The sequence below is a fragment of the Chryseobacterium sp. PMSZPI genome (genome assembly GCF_002835665.1).
Classification (GTDB): Bacteria; Bacteroidota; Bacteroidia; order Flavobacteriales; family Weeksellaceae; genus Chryseobacterium.
In genome coordinates this window covers 1-17,221 of the sequence record NZ_PIZV01000031.1, presented here as the reverse complement: position 1 = coordinate 17,221, position 17,221 = coordinate 1, and the positions used below count along the sequence as shown (strand labels likewise).

Genomic DNA, 17,221 nt, shown 5'->3' with positions numbered 1-17,221 from the left:
AATCCCTTCCTGATTGGTTACGGTTTCCTTGAAAGCATTTGGATTGATGGTCCATAGTTTAGATCCGTTTTTTTGATATTCACGTTCGCGTTCTTTTTTATTTTCCGGTTCAATGCGGTATCTCCAGAATACCAATGCATGCATATATTCGGAACGGATTTTTTCGAGATAAGTAATAATGGCTTTACGATCCTGCGGAATATACCCTGGCCCGGAGCAGCCACAAGAATGGAAGGTAATTCCTACCGTATATAAATCTTTTATGTGTGCCCATTGTTTATGATCATTTTTTGCCGGTGATTCAAAATCCAGTCCCATACTGGCCATAAGGTTTCCACATTCCGGGCATTTGGCTTCCACGGAAGCCTGAGCGTCTCTGTCTACGTCTTTTAAAACGCGGCGTTTGAATGTTTTCTGACAGTTGAAACAGGCATAATGACTCTTGTAAACCATCATTGCATATCGGCACATATTAAATTTTATTCTTGGTTATTCGTTATTTTATTTTTTTCTTTTCTTCTTCGTTAAAATTGACTCCCATTAGGCTGCTGGCACTTCTAGGATCATACACAGACCAGACATTCCCCCAGGTAAATCTGTAAGTGCAGTTGGGATATGGCGTTTTCTTTTTTTGGGCAGGAGATATTCCCAATATTAAAGATAAAAATCTGTTATTTCTATGGAAAACCTGCATTTCTTTTTCTTCCGTCCATTCATTCCAGTCTTTGGTATCCGTACTTTCCCATGTGTTCATATGAATGCTGTGCAGCTGATCTCCAAGAAAACACAGATGAAAATATAACGTATATCCCTGTATTTCTATTGTATTAAAATAATACCAAAAATATCCGGTTTTCACATCCCACATATTATGGTATTTTTCTTTATAAAAATCAGTCTGTTTCAGCTGATCAAACAACATTCCTTTATACAGTCGGGTATTGAATGCTTCCAACTCTATTGTCCCATTTTCACTGCTAATCAGCATATCTCAAAAAAAATTGAAGCTATAAATATACCCGTTTTTTCTTTACAGACAACGAATAATATTTACAGCTTCGAGTAAAAATAGAAATATCGGTGTGCTATGGATTTGAAATAATCAATGTTGATGGGATATCGGAAAGCCATAGACTTTTGGTATCGATCAGATTTTTCCAGCTTTTGCTGCTGATGAGCATCAGATCCTGTGAGTTCAGGAATTCCTTTTCAATTTTCTTTTCATTATATAAAGTGATATGATTTGGAGCTACCTGTTCGATGCTTCGGATCAGTTCTTTTACTTCAATATTGTTTCGGATCTGTCCCGCGGCATCCAGGATAATAATTTGTGAATTATTGTTGTTGATCAATCTTTTAGCATATTCAAGCAAATAAAAATCGCTGAGATTGAAAATTGGAACAAATACTTTATCTGCAGCTTCAAAATCTTTTTCCACCAAAACTCCTACGGGAATATTGGCTTTATCTAAAATCTGAAGGGTAAAATCGTCAAAAGGAGAGTTGTTGAAGATATTTCCTTTTCCTTTTACGGTATTCAGAAGTTTTTCGGGATTAATGATTTTTGTGGTAAATCCTAATAATCTTCCCAACAGGCTACCTTCGTACATAGATTTTCCGAGCATAATCAGAAGAAGATCATAATGTCCTTTATTGGTAATACTGGTAAGGTCATTTTCAATATCTGTAGAAGCTTTGAATAGCGTAGTAACTTCCAAATTCAGTTCGTGAGATTTATCAATAACATTCTGAAACTGTGAGTCTTCATATTCATCAAAATCATAAGCATGCATTTCGTCTACCGGAGCAATATTCATGGCTGTAATGCTTTTGTTGCCGTTCATTTTATTGGTGAAATCGTGGGCCAGTTTTAATAGAGTACTTCCGGATTCCGGTTTGTCAAAGGATAGGAGAACACGGTATTTAGAGTCATTTTCATGCGCAGGTTCTTCTTCGTCTTTTTTAGATTTAAAAATAAAATTAATAAAATCCAAAGCAGGTCCGGTCATAAATGTAGTAAACAAGGCCATGATAACGAGCATTGCAAAAATTTCAGGACCTAAAACACCAAGGTCGTAGCCGATATTCAAAACAATAAGCTCCATTAAACCTCTTGTATTCATTAAGGCTCCGATGGTTAAACTTTCTTTCCAGTTGATTCCGACAAACTTAGCCGTCAGTGCACTTCCTGCGAATTTCCCAATAACAGCAGTTAAAATAATAAATCCGGCCGTTATCCAAAGGTGGCTGTCATTCAACAATCCGATTTGGGTACGAAGTCCTGTAAATACAAAGAACAGAGGAAGTAGAAGTACTAAGGCAACATCTTCCACTTTATCGATAAACAGAGTACGGAATTTTGCATTTTCCGGCATAATTGCTCCCGCCATAAAAGCTCCAAATAAGGCATGGATCCCAATAACCTCTGTTGCATATGATGATAAAATTAGGGTAAGAAAGAAAATGGCAACCATTGGCTTGTTGATGGTGTTTTTTCCTGCCTGAAGGTCTCCGATTCTTTTAAGAAACGGTCTTACGATTTTAATCATTAAAAGTACATAAGCAATGGCCATCAAAATTACGTAGATGGAACTTGTAAAAGAACCTGCTTTTACAATAGCGATTACAGCAGCAAGAATACACCATGCCGTAATATCATCAGCTGCAGCACAGGTAATAACAATAGTTCCCAATTTGGTTTTTTGAAGGTTTCTCTCCTGAACAATCCTTGCCAGTACGGGAAAAGCCGTAATACTCATAGAAATAGCTATAAATAAGGCAAAGGAGGTAAACTGAATTCCTGCCGGCGAGAATTCCTGATAAATGAAGTAGGAAAGGCCAATTCCTAATGCAAAAGGAATGATGATGCTGGCATGACTAATTACGACTGCATCATGAGCTTTTTTTCTTAATACGCTCAGATCTAATTCCATTCCCACTATGTACATGAAAAGGATAAGTCCTATCTGGCTTAAAAACTGTAAATTACCCAAAGACTCTTTTGGGAAAAGAAATGCCGAAAATTCCGGGAAGTACATTCCCAAAAGGGAAGGTCCCAAAACAATACCTGCAATCATTTCTCCAATGACGGTGGGCTGCCTTATTTTCATGCAAATCCATCCGAATAATCGTGCCGTTAAAATGATGGTAACAATCTGAGCGAGTAATAATGCTAAAGGATGGTGAAGATTCGTTTTAAAAGATTCCTGGAAGTTGTCCCAGGTAGAGCCATTGCTGGTTTTAGCAATGATGTTTTCCTTTACCTCTAATGTTTGCCCTTCTATAATGAAAAAATACATCAGGCAAGAAAAGATGGCAATAGTAGTAATGTAGAAAATTAAATTTCTGTATTTCCCCAAATTCATGATTCCAATATTTTGATGCAAAGTTGATAAGAATATAGTGATATTAAAATACCTTGTTTTTAAAATGTAATGAATGTTCTAAAAAATGTAATAAAAATCTACGAATTGAATTTTATCCTTAAAATTGTAATTTTAAATGACCTAGGAAACTGGAACGTTAAAAAAATGAAATCTGTGAACGTTAAAAAAACTCTATTGTCTGAGTGCGGGACGAAAACAGATTCTAAACTTTTATTGAATCCGCACGAGTTTTAGAGTTTTTAGAGAACAGATTTTATTTTTAGTGGAAGTTTCCAAGTCTTGAATTTTTGGTTCTTTTGTTTTAAGACAAAAGAACATTTAAAATAAAAAAAAGATTTTACTTCGTAAACAGCTCCATGAGTGAGCTCTTATAAGCATCCCCAATCTGAAGCTTCAAAAAGTGCTCATCTTCCGTAGGAATGGTTGTAATGATTTCATTGGTTGAAAATACTTTGATAGAAGCCAATGCAATGATCTCTTTTTTATTGACCTGTGCAAAGTCGTTGGCCGGAAGCATTTCGAGAAGGTTTTTAAAATTAAGGTTTTTCAACACGATAGCCGTTCCGTCATTGAGGATGATATCCTTATCACGGCTGTCAATTTCTGATGTTTTGATATAAGCGATCTGCTCTGTTAAAATAATGGTTTTCCCAATATTGGTATTCCATTCGATAAAGTTTTTTTTCTGAATAGAATCAATTTGCTCCTTAGCTTTCTCAAAAGCCTGGATGAGGCGCTCTTTTTTGATGGGCTTCCTTACGTAATCCACTACGTTGAGGTCAAATGCCTCAGCAGCGTATTCTTTGTATGCTGTTGTAAAGATGATTTTTTTTGAGCCGGAGATAATTTCTGCAACCTGAAGTCCTGTCATACCGGGCATTTCAATATCCAGAATACAGAGATTACAATCGATATTGTCAATTTCTTTGAGGAATATTTTAGGATCATTGAATGCCTTTACCACCTCCACATCATCGATTTGTTCACACAGAAGCTTTAAGTAGCTTATCGCTAGTAATTCATCATCCAGAATAACGCATTTTATCATAGAATTCTCCTAAATTGATTTTTAATTCTGCAGTGAAGATACCATTTTTTGAGCTTCTTTCCAGTTGGTAATAAGTACTGTAGATCATTTTAAGTCTTTGATCTAAGGATTGGCTTCCAAAACCGCTTTTTTCTTTTTCAAGGCTGTTTTTTAAAGAGGCTTTATTGCTCACTTTCATTGTGAAAATACCATTTTCAAGCTCCATGTAAATGGAAATAAATGAATCCTGAGCCAGAAAATCCGTATGTTTAAAAGCATTTTCAATAAGATCAACGGTAATTAACGGAGCAAATACTTTCTCTTCATATACCGAGTCGGATTTATTAACCTTTGATTTGATCCTGAAGTCAAAGAGAGGATTGATTTTAATTTTGTTGATCTCAATAAGACTTAAAGCAAAATTAAGTTCTTCTTTAGGACTTACGTACTTATTATTACTTTCATATAGAATATAATCCAGTACATTAGCCAACTTATCCAAAGACATGTATGTCTGGTAGGCATGGGATTGTACCGAATTAAGAATGTTTTTGAACAGATGAGGATTCAGTTTTGTGCCGATATGCTCCAACCGTACCTCGTTCAATCGCTGTTCAATGATCTTATTGGTTTCTGCCAGTTTAGCATTTCTCTGTTTTAATTTCTGGTATTGACTAAACAGATAAATACTGGTGGTCAGAAAAAGGAAAATGGCAAAAACTCCGATGAATATCAGATAATCATGAATCATGTAGTAATTGCCGCCCATATAATAGTGGTTATAGAAACTATTTAAGCTTTTTCAGACCATTTACGGTCACACTTTCTTCACACTTTTCAAAAGTGATCTCATAAGTTGGATTTTTTTCAGGGTAGGTCAAAAGATAATCAGGACATGGCTTCTTTTGAGCATGGCTTCTGTCAAAATCTACTTTTCCGTTCGTAATGATGCTGTCTTTGATGAACTTTTCATCAATCTTATAGGTTGTCATGGCAGTTTTGGCCTCTTCAGAATATTTGAATTCTTTAGAAAGTGTTTCTGCAATCACACGGCTATTAGGTAGGTAACCGCTGCAGCTTGCCCCTTTTTTGTTTAAAATAAAAAATACGATAAGTAGCCCCGGAATGAAGCCTATTGCATAAAATTTCAGTTTTTTCATTTAGAAAATTAAAAGATTGATATCGTGGTACGTAAGCCCGAAACGGTCACAGATGATCTTTTTAGTATGTCTACCTTTGTACATATATAAACTCTGCTTCATTTCATTTTTGCGGATCAGCATGTTTTCAAAACCGCCTTCTTCGTCATAATTCAGGATATAGGAAAGGAAGAAATTGGAAATAGCCTTTGTCGTAGTTCTAGGCATTCTTGATGTAAGGTTTGGCAGCCCACAGTGAATAACTCCGTGTTTGATCACGTAAGGATTTTCCATCGTCGTTAATTCAGAAGTTTCAATCACTTTTCCGTTGTCTATGGTAATATCGATGATGACACTGCCTTTTTTCATTTTCATGACCATATCTTCAGTTACGATAGGGGTCATATTTAATCTCGGAAGCGCTCCAATTACTACATCAGCGCGTCTTAAGCTTTTACTGAGCTCTTTAGGATCGATAATGGAAGTAGGAACACGGCTGTCGACCATTGTGTGAAGCCTTCTTAGTTTAGATAATGAATTATCAAAAACTTTTACGCTGGCTCCCAGACCTATGGCTGCTTTGGTAGCAAATTCACCTACAATTCCGGCTCCGAGGATAACCACTTCAGCAGGTCTTACTCCTGTGATTCCTCCCAGCATTAATCCATTGGATAAGGCTAAAAGTTCAGAGGCATATAAAATGGAAACTGTTCCTGCAATTTCTCCAACTAATCTTACCAATGCAAGTTGTTTGTATTCATCAACAATGAATTCAAATGCGATGGCATTTATTTTTTTCTCTGCAAGTTTTAAGAAATACTCTTTATCTCTAAGGTTGATCTGAAGAGCTGAAACCAAATATGTATTAGGTTTCATATAGTCAACTTCTTCTTCTGTTGGCGGGTTAACCTTCAAAATAAGATCTTGTCCGAAAGCTTCTTTAGGATCTGTAGTAACTCTTGCCCCAGACTCAGAATATTGTAAATCTGTAAAGAATGAACCTTGTCCGGCACCTGATTCTATAATAATCTCATGACCATGTTCTACCAGAACCTGTACGGCGTCTGGAGTAATGCAGGTTCTCCTTTCGTTGAGACAGGTTTCTTTAGGAATTCCAATACTGAATTGTTTTCCTTTTTTAATAACCTCCAATTTTTCCTCTTTCGGCATCAATTCTTCTTCTGTGAAAGGTGTAAAAATATTTGTACTCATCCTTAAATTAAATTATGTCTTACAGATTGTTTTTTTTCACTGAATTAATAAGCAAAGATACATAATATTTAATCGAATGAAATTTCTCTGCTTTCACCCGTATTCACAATACTCATTGTGTGGTAGTTGAGCCCGTACAGCTCTTCTTCATAGACTTCAGGCCACTCGATGATGCAGAGAAAAGAATTGTCAAGGTATTCTTCAATACCGATATCATAGACCTCCTCGATGTTTTTTAGGCGGTAAAGGTCAAAGTGATAGATTTTCCCTTTAGAAGTATTGTACTCGTTAACAATAGAGTAAGTAGGGGAATTAACTTCATCTTTACTTCCCAGATTTTTAAGCAAAAACTGAGTGAAGGTTGTTTTTCCGGCTCCTAGATTTCCCTTTAATAAAAGGATATTATGTTTTAACTCAGGCAGAATTGAATCAACAATTTTCTGCCAGTCTTCAATTGTATGTATAGTGAATTGCATAAGCTGATTTGTTTGCAAAAATAACGAAATAAGTTTTAGAACCCGAGATTAGAATAATAAGGAAAACATTGTTTTAATTTTTGAACCATTAAGATTTTTTAAGTGATTAAGAGCAGTTAAGAATATAGCTAAAGCTATGATAAAAGCCTATTCTTTATCCATCTTTGGTTAAGGTTAACTTTCTTATTTGTTCATAATTTCATTTTATTGTTCGAACGTATAAAGGTCGATGTCCTTTGAAACTCAACCTCTTTGATTTAAAGTTCGGGAAGTTATTGCGTGATTCACGAACTTTTGCATAAAATACCTAATTTTGCATTATGATTTCCAAACAGACCATTGATAAGATATTCTCCACGATCCGAGTTGAAGAGATTGTAGGAGAATATGTGCAGTTGAAAAGGGCAGGGTCTAATTATAAAGGACTCAGTCCGTTTCATGATGAAAAAACACCCAGTTTTGTAGTTTCTGCCAGTAAGCAGATCTGGAAAGATTTCTCTACCGGAAAAGGAGGAACGGCTATTTCTTTTTTGATGGAAATTGAAAACTTTACTTACCCTGAAGCACTTCGTCATGCTGCCAAAAAATATGGAATTGAGATCGAAGAAGATCAGCGTGAGATTTCTGAAGAAGCAAAAAATGCACAGACAGAAAAAGATCTGTTGTATAAAATTCATGAAGTGGCCAATAACTACTTTCAGGAGATTCTTTGGGATGCTGAAGATGGAAGAAGTATAGGACTTTCCTATTTTAAGGAAAGAGAGCTTAAGGATGATATTATCAAAAAATTCCAGTTGGGGTATTCTCCTGAGAAAAAAAATGCATTTACGGCATATGCTCTGGAAAAAGGATATTCTAAAGAGATTTTGGAAAAATCCGGACTATCTATTTTCCCTGAAAATGCTCCCGGTGGGATAGACCGATTCCGTGAAAGGGTTATTTTTCCAATCCATAGTTTTTCCGGAAGAGTTTTAGGATTTGGAGCAAGGATTCTGAAGAGCAATGTCAAAACGGCAAAATATCTCAATTCACCGGAAACTGAGATCTATCATAAATCCAATGTTCTTTATGGATTAAACCAAAGTAAGCAGGCTATTTCAAGGAAAAATGGCTGTCTTTTGGTAGAAGGGTATATGGATGTGATCTCACTTCATATGTCCGGAATTGAAAACGTAGTGGCAAGTTCCGGAACTTCATTAACGACAGAGCAGATCAAGCTGATCAAAAGGCTTACCGAAAACGTAACCATTCTTTTTGACGGTGATAATGCGGGAATTAAAGCCAGTTTCCGAAGCATTGATATGTTGCTGACAGAAGGAATGAATATCCGTGTATTGCTTTTCCCGGACGGCGATGACCCAGATTCTTTTGCCAGAAAACATCCACAGGATTATGTTGAGAAATACATCGAAAATGAAGCGATGGATTTCATCGACTTTAAAGCTGAAATCCTGTTAAGAGACGTTGGAAATGATCCCATTAAAAAGGCTGAGGCCATCCGGGATATCGTAAAATCAGTTTCCTTTGTACAAAATGCGCTGAAAAGGGAAGTGTATCTTAAAGAAGTTTCCAGTAAATTTGGACTCTCGGAGCAGAGTCTTTTCAATGAATTGGATGTTCAGAAACAGATCACACAGAATCAGACCCATCATGTTCAGCAACAGCAGAAAGAGAACATTGCTCCAAAAATGGAGATTGTTCCATTGGATCAGGAAAGAGAAGATCCGTTTCTGTATGATGTTTTATTTATGGAAAATAAGCTGGTGGATCATATGCTGATGTTTGGGGATATCGTCTTAAAGCGCAGAGATGATAAAAATGAAGAATATCAGATCACGGTAATTGAAGAAATTCTTCATCATTTTGAAGAAGAGCAATATAATTTTTTGGTTAAAGAAAACGAAATCATTATCAATCAGGTGAGAGAGGGAATCCAGAAAGATGAGCTGAGAAGTGGAAACTTTTTTGTATCTTTTATGGACGAAGAAATTACCACAAAAGTTGTAGATGCCTTAATCCCTTTGGACGAGCTTGAAAATTGGGCTTCGAGAAATATTTATCCCCCCAATTATGGAGATAAAGTTGCAGACCAGGTAAGCGGAGACGTTCTATTGCATAAGTATAGGTATATCGATTATTTGATTAAAGAAACAGCCAAGGAACTTGATCAGTACAGCAATACTGATGAAGGAAAGTATTATGAGCTGATCAAAAAAATAACCCTATTGAAACAAGCATCAATCAGGTTAAGTAATATGATAGAATATTCCCCGATCAAAGGGATTTATGTGGATCGAAAAAGATAAGTTTACAGACAAATATTTTCCTATTCTGTGACAAAAAGTCTTATAAAATTTTAGGAATAAATATTGTAATTTAAACATCAAATATATTTGTTAAAATAATACATAATAGAAATATGGACATTAAAAAGGAATTCAGAGATTTCTCTGTAAAACATTTAGGAAATAACGGTCTTGTTACCGATCAGTATATGGGTATGTATGGTCCAACGAATCTTACACCCTACATCATGGAAGAAAGAAGATTAAACGTTGCTCAAATGGACGTTTTCTCTCGTTTGATGATGGATAGAATTATCTTTTTAGGAACTGGAATTGATGATCAGGTGGCGAACATCGTTACAGCACAACTTTTATTCTTAGAAAGTGCAGATCCTTCAAAAGATATCCAAATCTATATCAACTCTCCTGGTGGTAGTGTATATGCAGGTTTAGGTATTTATGACACCATGCAGATTATCAAACCGGATGTAGCAACAATCTGTACAGGTATGGCAGCTTCAATGGGAGCTGTATTATTAGTAGCAGGAGAAAAAGGAAAACGTTCTGCTCTTAAACACTCAAGAGTAATGATTCACCAACCTTCAGGAGGTGCTCAGGGAGTTGCTTCTGATATGGAAATCAACTTAAGAGAAATGTTGAAATTAAAGCAAGAACTTTATGAAATTATTGGACATCACTCAGGCCAAACCTATGAGTGGGTTGAGAAATCTTCTGACAGAGATTACTGGATGACTTCTGAGGAAGCTAAAGGCTACGGAATGGTAGACGAGGTTTTACAGAGATCTACAGAGAAAAAATAATTTGATGTAATAATCATAAATGAAAAACGTACCTGCTGAGGTACGTTTTTTTTGTTTCCCGCTGATTTCCAGATTTCATAGATTTTTTAATGTATGATGGAATTATATATTTCTCGCTGATTTTGCAGATGACGCTGATTTTTATTACATTATCTAACCTTTTAATTGTTTGTAGTCACAAGTTTTTGAACATTATAATTTTCGTATAATAAAAAACTTTAAAATGTTATGCTTGGATTCCTATGGGAATGAGAAAAAGAAATTAATGTCATAAATAATGTGGTATGTACAAATATTGTTCTTGACTCTGTCGAAATAACATTCATCGACTGGAAGGAGATAACCTTCGATTTCCGTAGGAATTCAGACGGATTGAATTATTCAAATAATATTAAAGCTGAACTTATTATAAAAACTATAGTTAAAAGATACAAATACTAAAGGATATCAAATTTTCGATTTGAGGGGTGGTTAAAAAAACTGTTTAATATTCAATTCATCTCAGAAACCCTATTGTTAAAACACAATTATCATTGCATTCAAAATCAATTTACAATCAATTTATACTTTCGCAGCCATAAAAGAAAATATGAAAAAACTACTATTATCTGCTTTGGTATTAACGGCATTGATGTCATGCAATAAAGATGATGACAATGGAAACAACCAAGATATCAATTATTCTAAACTTCCTCAGGAATTTCCTTTTTCCAAATTAGCAACAGTAAATGGAGTAGATGTGATCAATGGTGGATTTGGTTCCGGTGCAGCGGCTCATCCTACGAGAAAAGGAGAGTTTTATGTGATCACAGACCGTGGTGCCAATACAGATTATTTGAATGGTAAAAAATTTTTAGCTCCTAATTTTACTCCAACCATTATGCATTTTAAAATCAATGCAGATGGGAATATTGAGGTAATTAAATATATTAAACTTAAAAATCCATCTGGGCAGCCTATTACCGGATTACCGAATCCGGCAGGAATGGGTAGCACAGGTGAAGTAGCTTATGATGCAGCAGGAAATACATTAGGAACGGACAATTATGGTTTGGATAGCGAAAGTATTGTTGCCGCAGCAGATGGTACATTCTGGGTTTCTGACGAATATGGTCCTCATATCGTTCACTATAGTGCAGAAGGGGTAGAAATGGAAAGAATTAGCCCGATTGGGGTGAATACCGGAACCAGAAAGTTACCTGCAGTTTTAGCTAAAAGAAGGGCCAACAGAGGGATGGAAGGCCTTTGTATTACTCCGGATGGAAAAACATTAGTGGGAACAATGCAGTCGATGATGTATGTTCCTAGTAAGACGTTGGCAAAAAATAAAACTTTAACGAGAATTGTAACCTTTGATATCGCTACAGGAAAAACAAAACAGTTTTTGTATAAGCAGGATGGTGGTGCTTCTGATTCCGTTTGTGATATCACAGCATTAAGTAATAATGAATTTCTGGTAATCGAAAGAGACGGAAATTTCGGATCACAGGGGGGAATTAAAAAAGTGTATAGAATCAACCTAAGCGAAGCAACAGATGTAAATGGATCAGATATTGCTGCAGTAGATGGAATGAAAGTGAATAATAAAGCACTGGAAGAATGTAGTTGGGATGAAATTACCAATGCAGGAATCAAAGCCGTTTCTAAAACACTGGCTGTTGATCTTGTTGCGAAATTAGGATATGAACATGATAAATTTGAAGGAATCGTTTATTTAGGGAATAATAAACTGGCTGTTTTCAATGATGATGATTTTGGAGTGGTAGATGATGGAAACGGAAATCCTAAAGCAAAAATCCTACCTAAAACAGGAAAGGTAGATAAAGGAACAATGTATGTAGTCGATATTCAATAATTAGATTTTTAAAGAAAGCGGCGGAATCGAAGATTCCGCCGCTTCTTATTTCTTTCATGCTATTATCATTCCGGTATGAATCTAAATTATGATTTTTTGAATAGCGATGTAGAGATTCTTCCTGCGTCAGAATGACAAACTCTATGTTTATTTTCTATTTTAAATTGAAGGAGTATATTCAATAGAAATGGGCTTTAGCCCATTTAAAAATAATAATTTTTTTCCATTGGCTTTAGCCAAAACCTATAATAATAACCCCTGAAAGATAATTTCAGGGGTTGTTATATATCTACTGGTCTATCAATTAATTAAAAGCTTCAATAATCTTAGAAAAATCCTCTAATTTTAAAGCAGCTCCTCCAATCAGACCTCCATCAATATCAGGCTGAGAGAAAATTTCTTTCGCATTATCCGGTTTTACAGAACCTCCGTAAAGGATAGATACTTCGTCAGCTACTTCTTGTCCGTATTTAGATGCAATAATATTTCTGATATGTGCGTGGATTTCCTGAGCTTGCTCCGGGGTTGCCGTTTCTCCTGTTCCGATAGCCCAAACGGGTTCGTAAGCAATCACTACTTTTTTGATTTCTTCAGCAGAAAGAGTGAATAATGCTACTTCAGTCTGATTTTTTACAACCTCAAGATGTTGACCTGCCTTTCTTTGTTCAAGAGTTTCCCCATTGCAATAGATCGGAGTAAGACCTTTATCTAATGCTAATTTTACTTTTCTGTTACAATGAGAATCTGTTTCTCCATGGTACTGTCTTCTTTCGGAATGCCCGATTAATGATCCGTTTACATCGATAGATTCTAACATATCTGCAGAAATTTCTCCTGTGTAAGCACCGCTTTCATACTCGCTCATATCCTGAGAAAATACACCGATTTCATCCTTCTCAAAAATATCTTTAGCCATCATTAAATATAAAGACGGAGGAGCGATCCAAACCTCACAGTTGGTAGCATTGTTGTTTTTATAGCTTAGTAACTGAATCATTAATTGTTGTGCATCAATTACATTTTTGTTCATTTTCCAGTTGCCTGCAACTATTTTTCTTCTCATAGGATTTATTATTGATTTATTTTATTTTTTAATTTTTCTCATTCAGAATCTGCGTTATCTGCAAAATCTGCGAGCGTTTTTGATGTTTATGATAATCCCCACAAGTTTTTCAGAAGAATATAGAATGTATGCTCTTCCTCCGTTACTTTATGATCTGCTTTGATTAATGTTTTTGCAAATTTTGCAAATTTTACACGCTCAGCTTCTGTAGAATCGTCGTGAAAACATCTTGCATGAAATTCAAAATGATCTTTCCATTCTTCAGGTTGTAAAAGAGCAAGAACTTCAAGCTCGTTGTCAAGATTCATTCTGAATGGAAATTCATCCGCTAAATATTGCTGGATCAACATTCCTTCCTCAGGAGCAAATTCTCCGTCAATAGAAGAAAGAATCATTAAGAGATGATAACCGGCGATTGATTTATTTGATTTTTGCATGGGTTGTTGTATGTTTAAATTTAGTGTTTAAATTTGATAATTGATAATTGATAATTGATAATTGATAATTGATAATTGATAATTGGATACAAATATTTCTCGTAACCACCAATCATTTATAATTCATCATTCATCATTTATAATTAATTAACGTAGTCTTTTGCAGGTTGCTTGTCTACAATCTTTCCATTTTCCAGGATCAGTACAAACGGGTTGCTTCTTGCAATGGTTTTGATAGCTGTTCCATCCATCATAGCATTTTTAATGGTTTTAAAAGTACCAGGATCAGTAGATACACCATAGATAACAGTCCCTTTTTGAGCATTGACTTTAGCTTCTACTTTTTGAAGAAGATCAGCCGGAACCTCTTTAGGATGATATGAGAAAACAAGAATGGCTTTTGGAGCCTTGATGATTTCATCAGTAAGTTCCATTCCTGTTGGGTCTTCTATTTTGAATTTTACGATTTCAGATTTATATCCTTCTTTTACCAGAACAGATTCATTTTTTCCTTCTTCGATTTTCCATGGAGAACCTTCTGCCCAGTATTTTGTTTCCTTAATATAATCGTCCTGATTAACCTTTAAAACCTCTCCTGTTTTTTGATTTTTAAGAGAATAAAAAGTCTTGTATTCGGAAGGATTTTTATTGATTTTTTCTTTTTCAATCCTGATATTCGTTCCGATTTTATAATCACGGAAATCAATGATCGGTTCATGCATAATTCCTTGTGCCATAATGTAGATCATAACCAAAGAAAAAGCACCTAGAAGATAGTATTTAAACTTACCTGAAGACTCACTCTGAGTGCTGCCATATTCATCTTTTTTACTAAATTCTTTTTTGTACAATAAAAACAGAATAATAAGTCCAACCAAAAGAGCCACATCTTTAAAGAAGCTTTGCCAAGGCGTAAATTTAATAGCATCTCCAAAGCATCCACAGTCGGTAACTACATTGAAATAAGCTGAATAGAAGGTCAAGAAGCCAAAAAACACACAAAGTGCAATTAATGCTGATAAGGTAAATTTAAGCTTTAATTTCAGCAACAGCATAAATCCAAGAAAAAGTTCCAATACAACAACAATAACTGAAAACAGCAGTGCAAATTTTTCAAAAAACGGCATATTGAAAACAGCAGGTGAAAAGTATTCTTCCATTTTGAAAGAAAAACCTACCAAATCCACAGCTTTTACAAAGCCTGAAAGGATAAAAATGACAGCGATAATAAAGCGTAAAAAACCTTTGATCATATTAAATAGTTTTGGGTTCGAATTGGTTTTCTTTTTCAGAAAACTTGATCAGGCAGAAAACAGCATAATTCAACATATCGAAGTAGTTGGCGTCAAGGCCTTCAGAAACAATAGTTTGCCCCTGATTGTCTTCAATTTGTTTTGTTCTCAATACTTTTTGATAAATAAGATCTGTGATGGAAGAAATTCTCATATCTCTCCACGCTTCCCCATAATCGTGATTCTTTCTCTCCATTAAAGCCTTCGCCTCATTGGCATATTTATCATAAAGACCTAAAATATCTTCTTTATTTTCATTAAAATCATTGGAAAAGCCTTTTTCAAGCTGAATAAGACCAATAATAGAATAGTTGACAATGGCAATAAATTCATCCTCTTCACTTTCATCCACCATCTTTTTATCGGTCATCTGAAGGGTACGGATTCTGTTAACTTTGATATAAATCTGATCCGTAATGGAACTTGGTCTCAAAACCCTCCATGCTGCCCCGTAATCCTGTAATTTTTTACTGAAAAGATCACGACATTGACTGATAACTTTCTCGAATTGTACTGACGTTTTTAACATATGTTTTCTTAATCTTCCAAATATACGAATTCGCTTCGAGATTTATCAAAGATGAATAACAATACAGCTTCATCAATAGCTTTAGCTATGTTCTTAACTTTACTTCACTGCTTAAAAAATCTTAATGATTCAAAAAAGTTGGATATAATAAGACTCTATCACTGTATCATAGATTGATTATTCATAATTCACTCTTGCCTTTTTCCTGTTTTTTTACGCTTAATTCCCAATTAGTCATTAATTTTGCACATACAGAATCACCCATCATTTATCTTTTATCAATCATAAACGCCCATGCTCTCAAACCCTCAAACCTTTCAATCCTCCGAAGCTTCCACTTACTCAATCAACTGCAATGGTCGTTTGGTACAACTTGACACACCAAAAATCATGGGAATCCTTAATCTCACTCCGGATTCTTTCTCTGATGGCGGAAAATTTAATGATGGAAAATTGGCATTAGAGCATACGGAAAAGCTAGTGAGAGATGGCGCAGAAATTATTGATATCGGCCCACAATCTACTCGCCCCAATGCTGAGTTTTTAAGCAGTGAAGAAGAAATCAACAGGATAGGAAACGTCATCTCCCAGATTAAAAAAGAATTCCCGGAAATATTGATTTCTCTGGATACTTTTTATGCTGAAACCGTAAAATTTGGATATAACGAAGGAATTGACATTATCAACGATATTTCAGGAGGACAGTACGATGAGAAAATGTTTGATACAGCTGCGGAAACGAGACTTCCTTACATTTTAATGCATATAAATCCGTCCTATGATACCATGCATGATAAAATTAAATTCAAAGATATAACAGTGGAGGTGAATAAATATTTTTCTCAAAAGATCAACGAACTCCTACAGAAGGGAGTCAAAGATATCATTCTTGACCCCGGTTTCGGTTTCGGAAAAACAGTAGAAGATCAGATGAAAATGATTGATGAGGTCGGATACCTTGGATTTGGTAAGTTTCCTTTATTGATTGGTATTTCCAGAAAATCATTTATCTATAAACCCCTTGGGAAATCACCTTTGGATATCAACGAGGAAACCCAGAAACTTCATATGAAAGTATTGGAACAAGGGGCTAAAATTTTACGGGTTCATGATGTTGCTGAAGCTAAGAAAACTCTTGTTCAATTTTTACAGAAAAAATAAAAAGTGTTAAAAAAACTTGTGAGTATTTAAAAAGTTTATACATTTGCAACATGAATTTTACGAATCAGAAAAATATCATGGTCATTTCTATTATTGCTGTTGTCATTAACAACAGTAAGGAAACGGCGTTTTAAAATAGATTTTAATTTAAATTATATACAGGCCGTTTCATCGTTGAAACGGTTTTTTTTATTTTAATTTTTTAAGTACAGAATATGTATCAGTTATTAGCAGTAATTATTATCGTCATTATTATTCCCTTGCGTCTGTGAGAAGGAAAGTGTATGACTATACATATACCGAGCCCTCTCACAGCGTGAGAGGGCTTTTTTATTTCCATTTGTTCATTTTTTAAACCATTATAACATGTATTACAACGACGACACGGTCATCTATTTTGACGGAAACTTTAGGAAAGCGAAAGATGCTGGAACAGATCTTTACGGACAATCACTTCATTACGGATACTCAGTTTTTGAAGGAATCAAATCCTATAGTACCGACCGCGGAACCAGAATTTTTAAAGCTAAAGAACATT

General features: G+C 35.1%; 16 protein-coding genes. 4 read left to right on the top strand and 12 right to left on the bottom strand.

The window, feature by feature from the left end; genetic code table 11:
* From CW752_RS06555 to tsaE, 8 genes are all read right to left on the bottom strand, one after another.
* Positions 1-456, bottom strand: a 456-nt coding sequence (locus tag CW752_RS06555) for a hypothetical protein (RefSeq protein ID WP_228401646.1), incomplete at its 3' end; no start/stop codon positions are given.
* A 40-nt stretch (positions 457-496) separates the two neighbouring features.
* The gene (locus CW752_RS06550; RefSeq protein ID WP_101238955.1) at positions 497-988 is read right to left on the bottom strand and encodes a hypothetical protein; all 492 of its coding nucleotides are present in this window, start codon (positions 986-988) and stop codon (positions 497-499) included.
* A 97-nt stretch (positions 989-1,085) separates the two neighbouring features.
* On the bottom strand, positions 1,086-3,359 hold the full coding sequence (locus tag CW752_RS06545) for a cation:proton antiporter (RefSeq protein WP_101238956.1): 2,274 nt from the start codon (positions 3,357-3,359) through the stop codon (positions 1,086-1,088).
* Between the two features lie 364 nt (positions 3,360-3,723).
* The gene (locus CW752_RS06535; RefSeq protein ID WP_101238953.1) at positions 3,724-4,434 is read right to left on the bottom strand and encodes a LytR/AlgR family response regulator transcription factor; all 711 of its coding nucleotides are present in this window, start codon (positions 4,432-4,434) and stop codon (positions 3,724-3,726) included.
* Positions 4,409-5,182, bottom strand: coding sequence for a sensor histidine kinase (locus CW752_RS06530; protein ID WP_101238952.1), 774 nt, complete (start codon positions 5,180-5,182; stop codon positions 4,409-4,411). Before CW752_RS06530 ends, CW752_RS06535 begins: the two co-directional genes overlap by 26 nt.
* A 19-nt stretch (positions 5,183-5,201) precedes the next feature.
* Positions 5,202-5,573 carry a hypothetical protein gene (locus CW752_RS06525; RefSeq protein ID WP_101238951.1) on the bottom strand — a complete coding sequence of 124 codons (372 nt, stop codon included), beginning with the start codon at positions 5,571-5,573 and terminating at the stop codon, positions 5,202-5,204.
* Complete coding sequence (locus CW752_RS06520; RefSeq protein ID WP_101238950.1) at positions 5,574-6,764, bottom strand: alanine dehydrogenase; 1,191 nt, start codon at positions 6,762-6,764, stop codon at positions 5,574-5,576.
* 68 nt (positions 6,765-6,832) lie between these two features.
* A complete protein-coding gene (gene tsaE, locus CW752_RS06515) occupies positions 6,833-7,240 on the bottom strand; it encodes a tRNA (adenosine(37)-N6)-threonylcarbamoyltransferase complex ATPase subunit type 1 TsaE (RefSeq protein WP_101238949.1) in 408 nt (135 codons plus the stop codon).
* Positions 7,241-7,560: 320 nt separating this feature from the next.
* On the opposite strand from tsaE, the gene dnaG reads away from it, so the two are divergent.
* From dnaG to CW752_RS06500, 3 genes are all read left to right on the top strand, one after another.
* A complete protein-coding gene (dnaG, locus tag CW752_RS06510) occupies positions 7,561-9,546 on the top strand; it encodes a DNA primase (RefSeq protein WP_101238948.1) in 1,986 nt (661 codons plus the stop codon).
* 113 nt (positions 9,547-9,659) lie between these two features.
* Entirely contained in the window at positions 9,660-10,346 is a 687-nt protein-coding gene (clpP, locus tag CW752_RS06505) for an ATP-dependent Clp endopeptidase proteolytic subunit ClpP (RefSeq protein ID WP_027373257.1), read from the top strand.
* Between the two features lie 589 nt (positions 10,347-10,935).
* Positions 10,936-12,201 carry an esterase-like activity of phytase family protein gene (locus CW752_RS06500; protein WP_101238947.1) on the top strand — a complete coding sequence of 422 codons (1,266 nt, stop codon included), beginning with the start codon at positions 10,936-10,938 and terminating at the stop codon, positions 12,199-12,201.
* A gap of 304 nt (positions 12,202-12,505) precedes the next feature.
* Here the strand turns inward: CW752_RS06500 and tpiA are convergent, their stop codons facing one another.
* The 4 genes from tpiA to CW752_RS06480 form a co-directional block, all read right to left on the bottom strand.
* Positions 12,506-13,264: a triose-phosphate isomerase gene (gene tpiA / locus CW752_RS06495; RefSeq protein WP_101238946.1), complete on the bottom strand. Its 759-nt coding sequence runs from the start codon at positions 13,262-13,264 to the stop codon at positions 12,506-12,508.
* Positions 13,265-13,350: 86 nt separating this feature from the next.
* Positions 13,351-13,701, bottom strand: a complete 351-nt coding sequence (locus CW752_RS06490) for a TerB family tellurite resistance protein (RefSeq protein WP_101238945.1) — start codon at positions 13,699-13,701, stop codon at positions 13,351-13,353.
* A gap of 143 nt (positions 13,702-13,844) precedes the next feature.
* Positions 13,845-14,954, bottom strand: a complete 1,110-nt coding sequence (locus tag CW752_RS06485; RefSeq protein ID WP_101238944.1) for a BT_3928 family protein — start codon at positions 14,952-14,954, stop codon at positions 13,845-13,847.
* Between the two features lies 1 nt (position 14,955).
* Entirely contained in the window at positions 14,956-15,522 is a 567-nt protein-coding gene (locus tag CW752_RS06480; protein ID WP_101238943.1) for a DUF1599 domain-containing protein, read from the bottom strand.
* A gap of 390 nt (positions 15,523-15,912) precedes the next feature.
* Between CW752_RS06480 and folP the strand changes: the two genes are divergently transcribed.
* Positions 15,913-16,683 carry a dihydropteroate synthase gene (gene folP, locus CW752_RS06475; protein ID WP_101238942.1) on the top strand — a complete coding sequence of 257 codons (771 nt, stop codon included), beginning with the start codon at positions 15,913-15,915 and terminating at the stop codon, positions 16,681-16,683.
* The last annotated feature ends 538 nt before the right edge of the window (positions 16,684-17,221 follow it).

Bases quoted from the DNA above. Each gene is read 5' to 3' on its own strand.
- CW752_RS06550 (WP_101238955.1), bottom strand. From the start codon at position 988: ATGCTGATTAGCAGTGAAAATGGGACAATAGAGTTGGAAGCATTCAAT.
- CW752_RS06535 (WP_101238953.1), bottom strand. From the start codon at position 4,434: ATGATAAAATGCGTTATTCTGGATGATGAATTACTAGCGATAAGCTAC.
- CW752_RS06530 (WP_101238952.1), bottom strand. From the start codon at position 5,182: ATGGGCGGCAATTACTACATGATTCATGATTATCTGATATTCATCGGA.
- CW752_RS06525 (WP_101238951.1), bottom strand. From the start codon at position 5,573: ATGAAAAAACTGAAATTTTATGCAATAGGCTTCATTCCGGGGCTACTT.
- CW752_RS06520 (WP_101238950.1), bottom strand. From the start codon at position 6,764: ATGAGTACAAATATTTTTACACCTTTCACAGAAGAAGAATTGATGCCG.
- tsaE (WP_101238949.1), bottom strand. From the start codon at position 7,240: ATGCAATTCACTATACATACAATTGAAGACTGGCAGAAAATTGTTGAT.
- dnaG (WP_101238948.1), top strand. From the start codon at position 7,561: ATGATTTCCAAACAGACCATTGATAAGATATTCTCCACGATCCGAGTT.
- clpP (WP_027373257.1), top strand. From the start codon at position 9,660: ATGGACATTAAAAAGGAATTCAGAGATTTCTCTGTAAAACATTTAGGA.
- CW752_RS06500 (WP_101238947.1), top strand. From the start codon at position 10,936: ATGAAAAAACTACTATTATCTGCTTTGGTATTAACGGCATTGATGTCA.
- tpiA (WP_101238946.1), bottom strand. From the start codon at position 13,264: ATGAGAAGAAAAATAGTTGCAGGCAACTGGAAAATGAACAAAAATGTA.
- CW752_RS06490 (WP_101238945.1), bottom strand. From the start codon at position 13,701: ATGCAAAAATCAAATAAATCAATCGCCGGTTATCATCTCTTAATGATT.
- CW752_RS06485 (WP_101238944.1), bottom strand. From the start codon at position 14,954: ATGATCAAAGGTTTTTTACGCTTTATTATCGCTGTCATTTTTATCCTT.
- CW752_RS06480 (WP_101238943.1), bottom strand. From the start codon at position 15,522: ATGTTAAAAACGTCAGTACAATTCGAGAAAGTTATCAGTCAATGTCGT.
- folP (WP_101238942.1), top strand. From the start codon at position 15,913: ATGGGAATCCTTAATCTCACTCCGGATTCTTTCTCTGATGGCGGAAAA.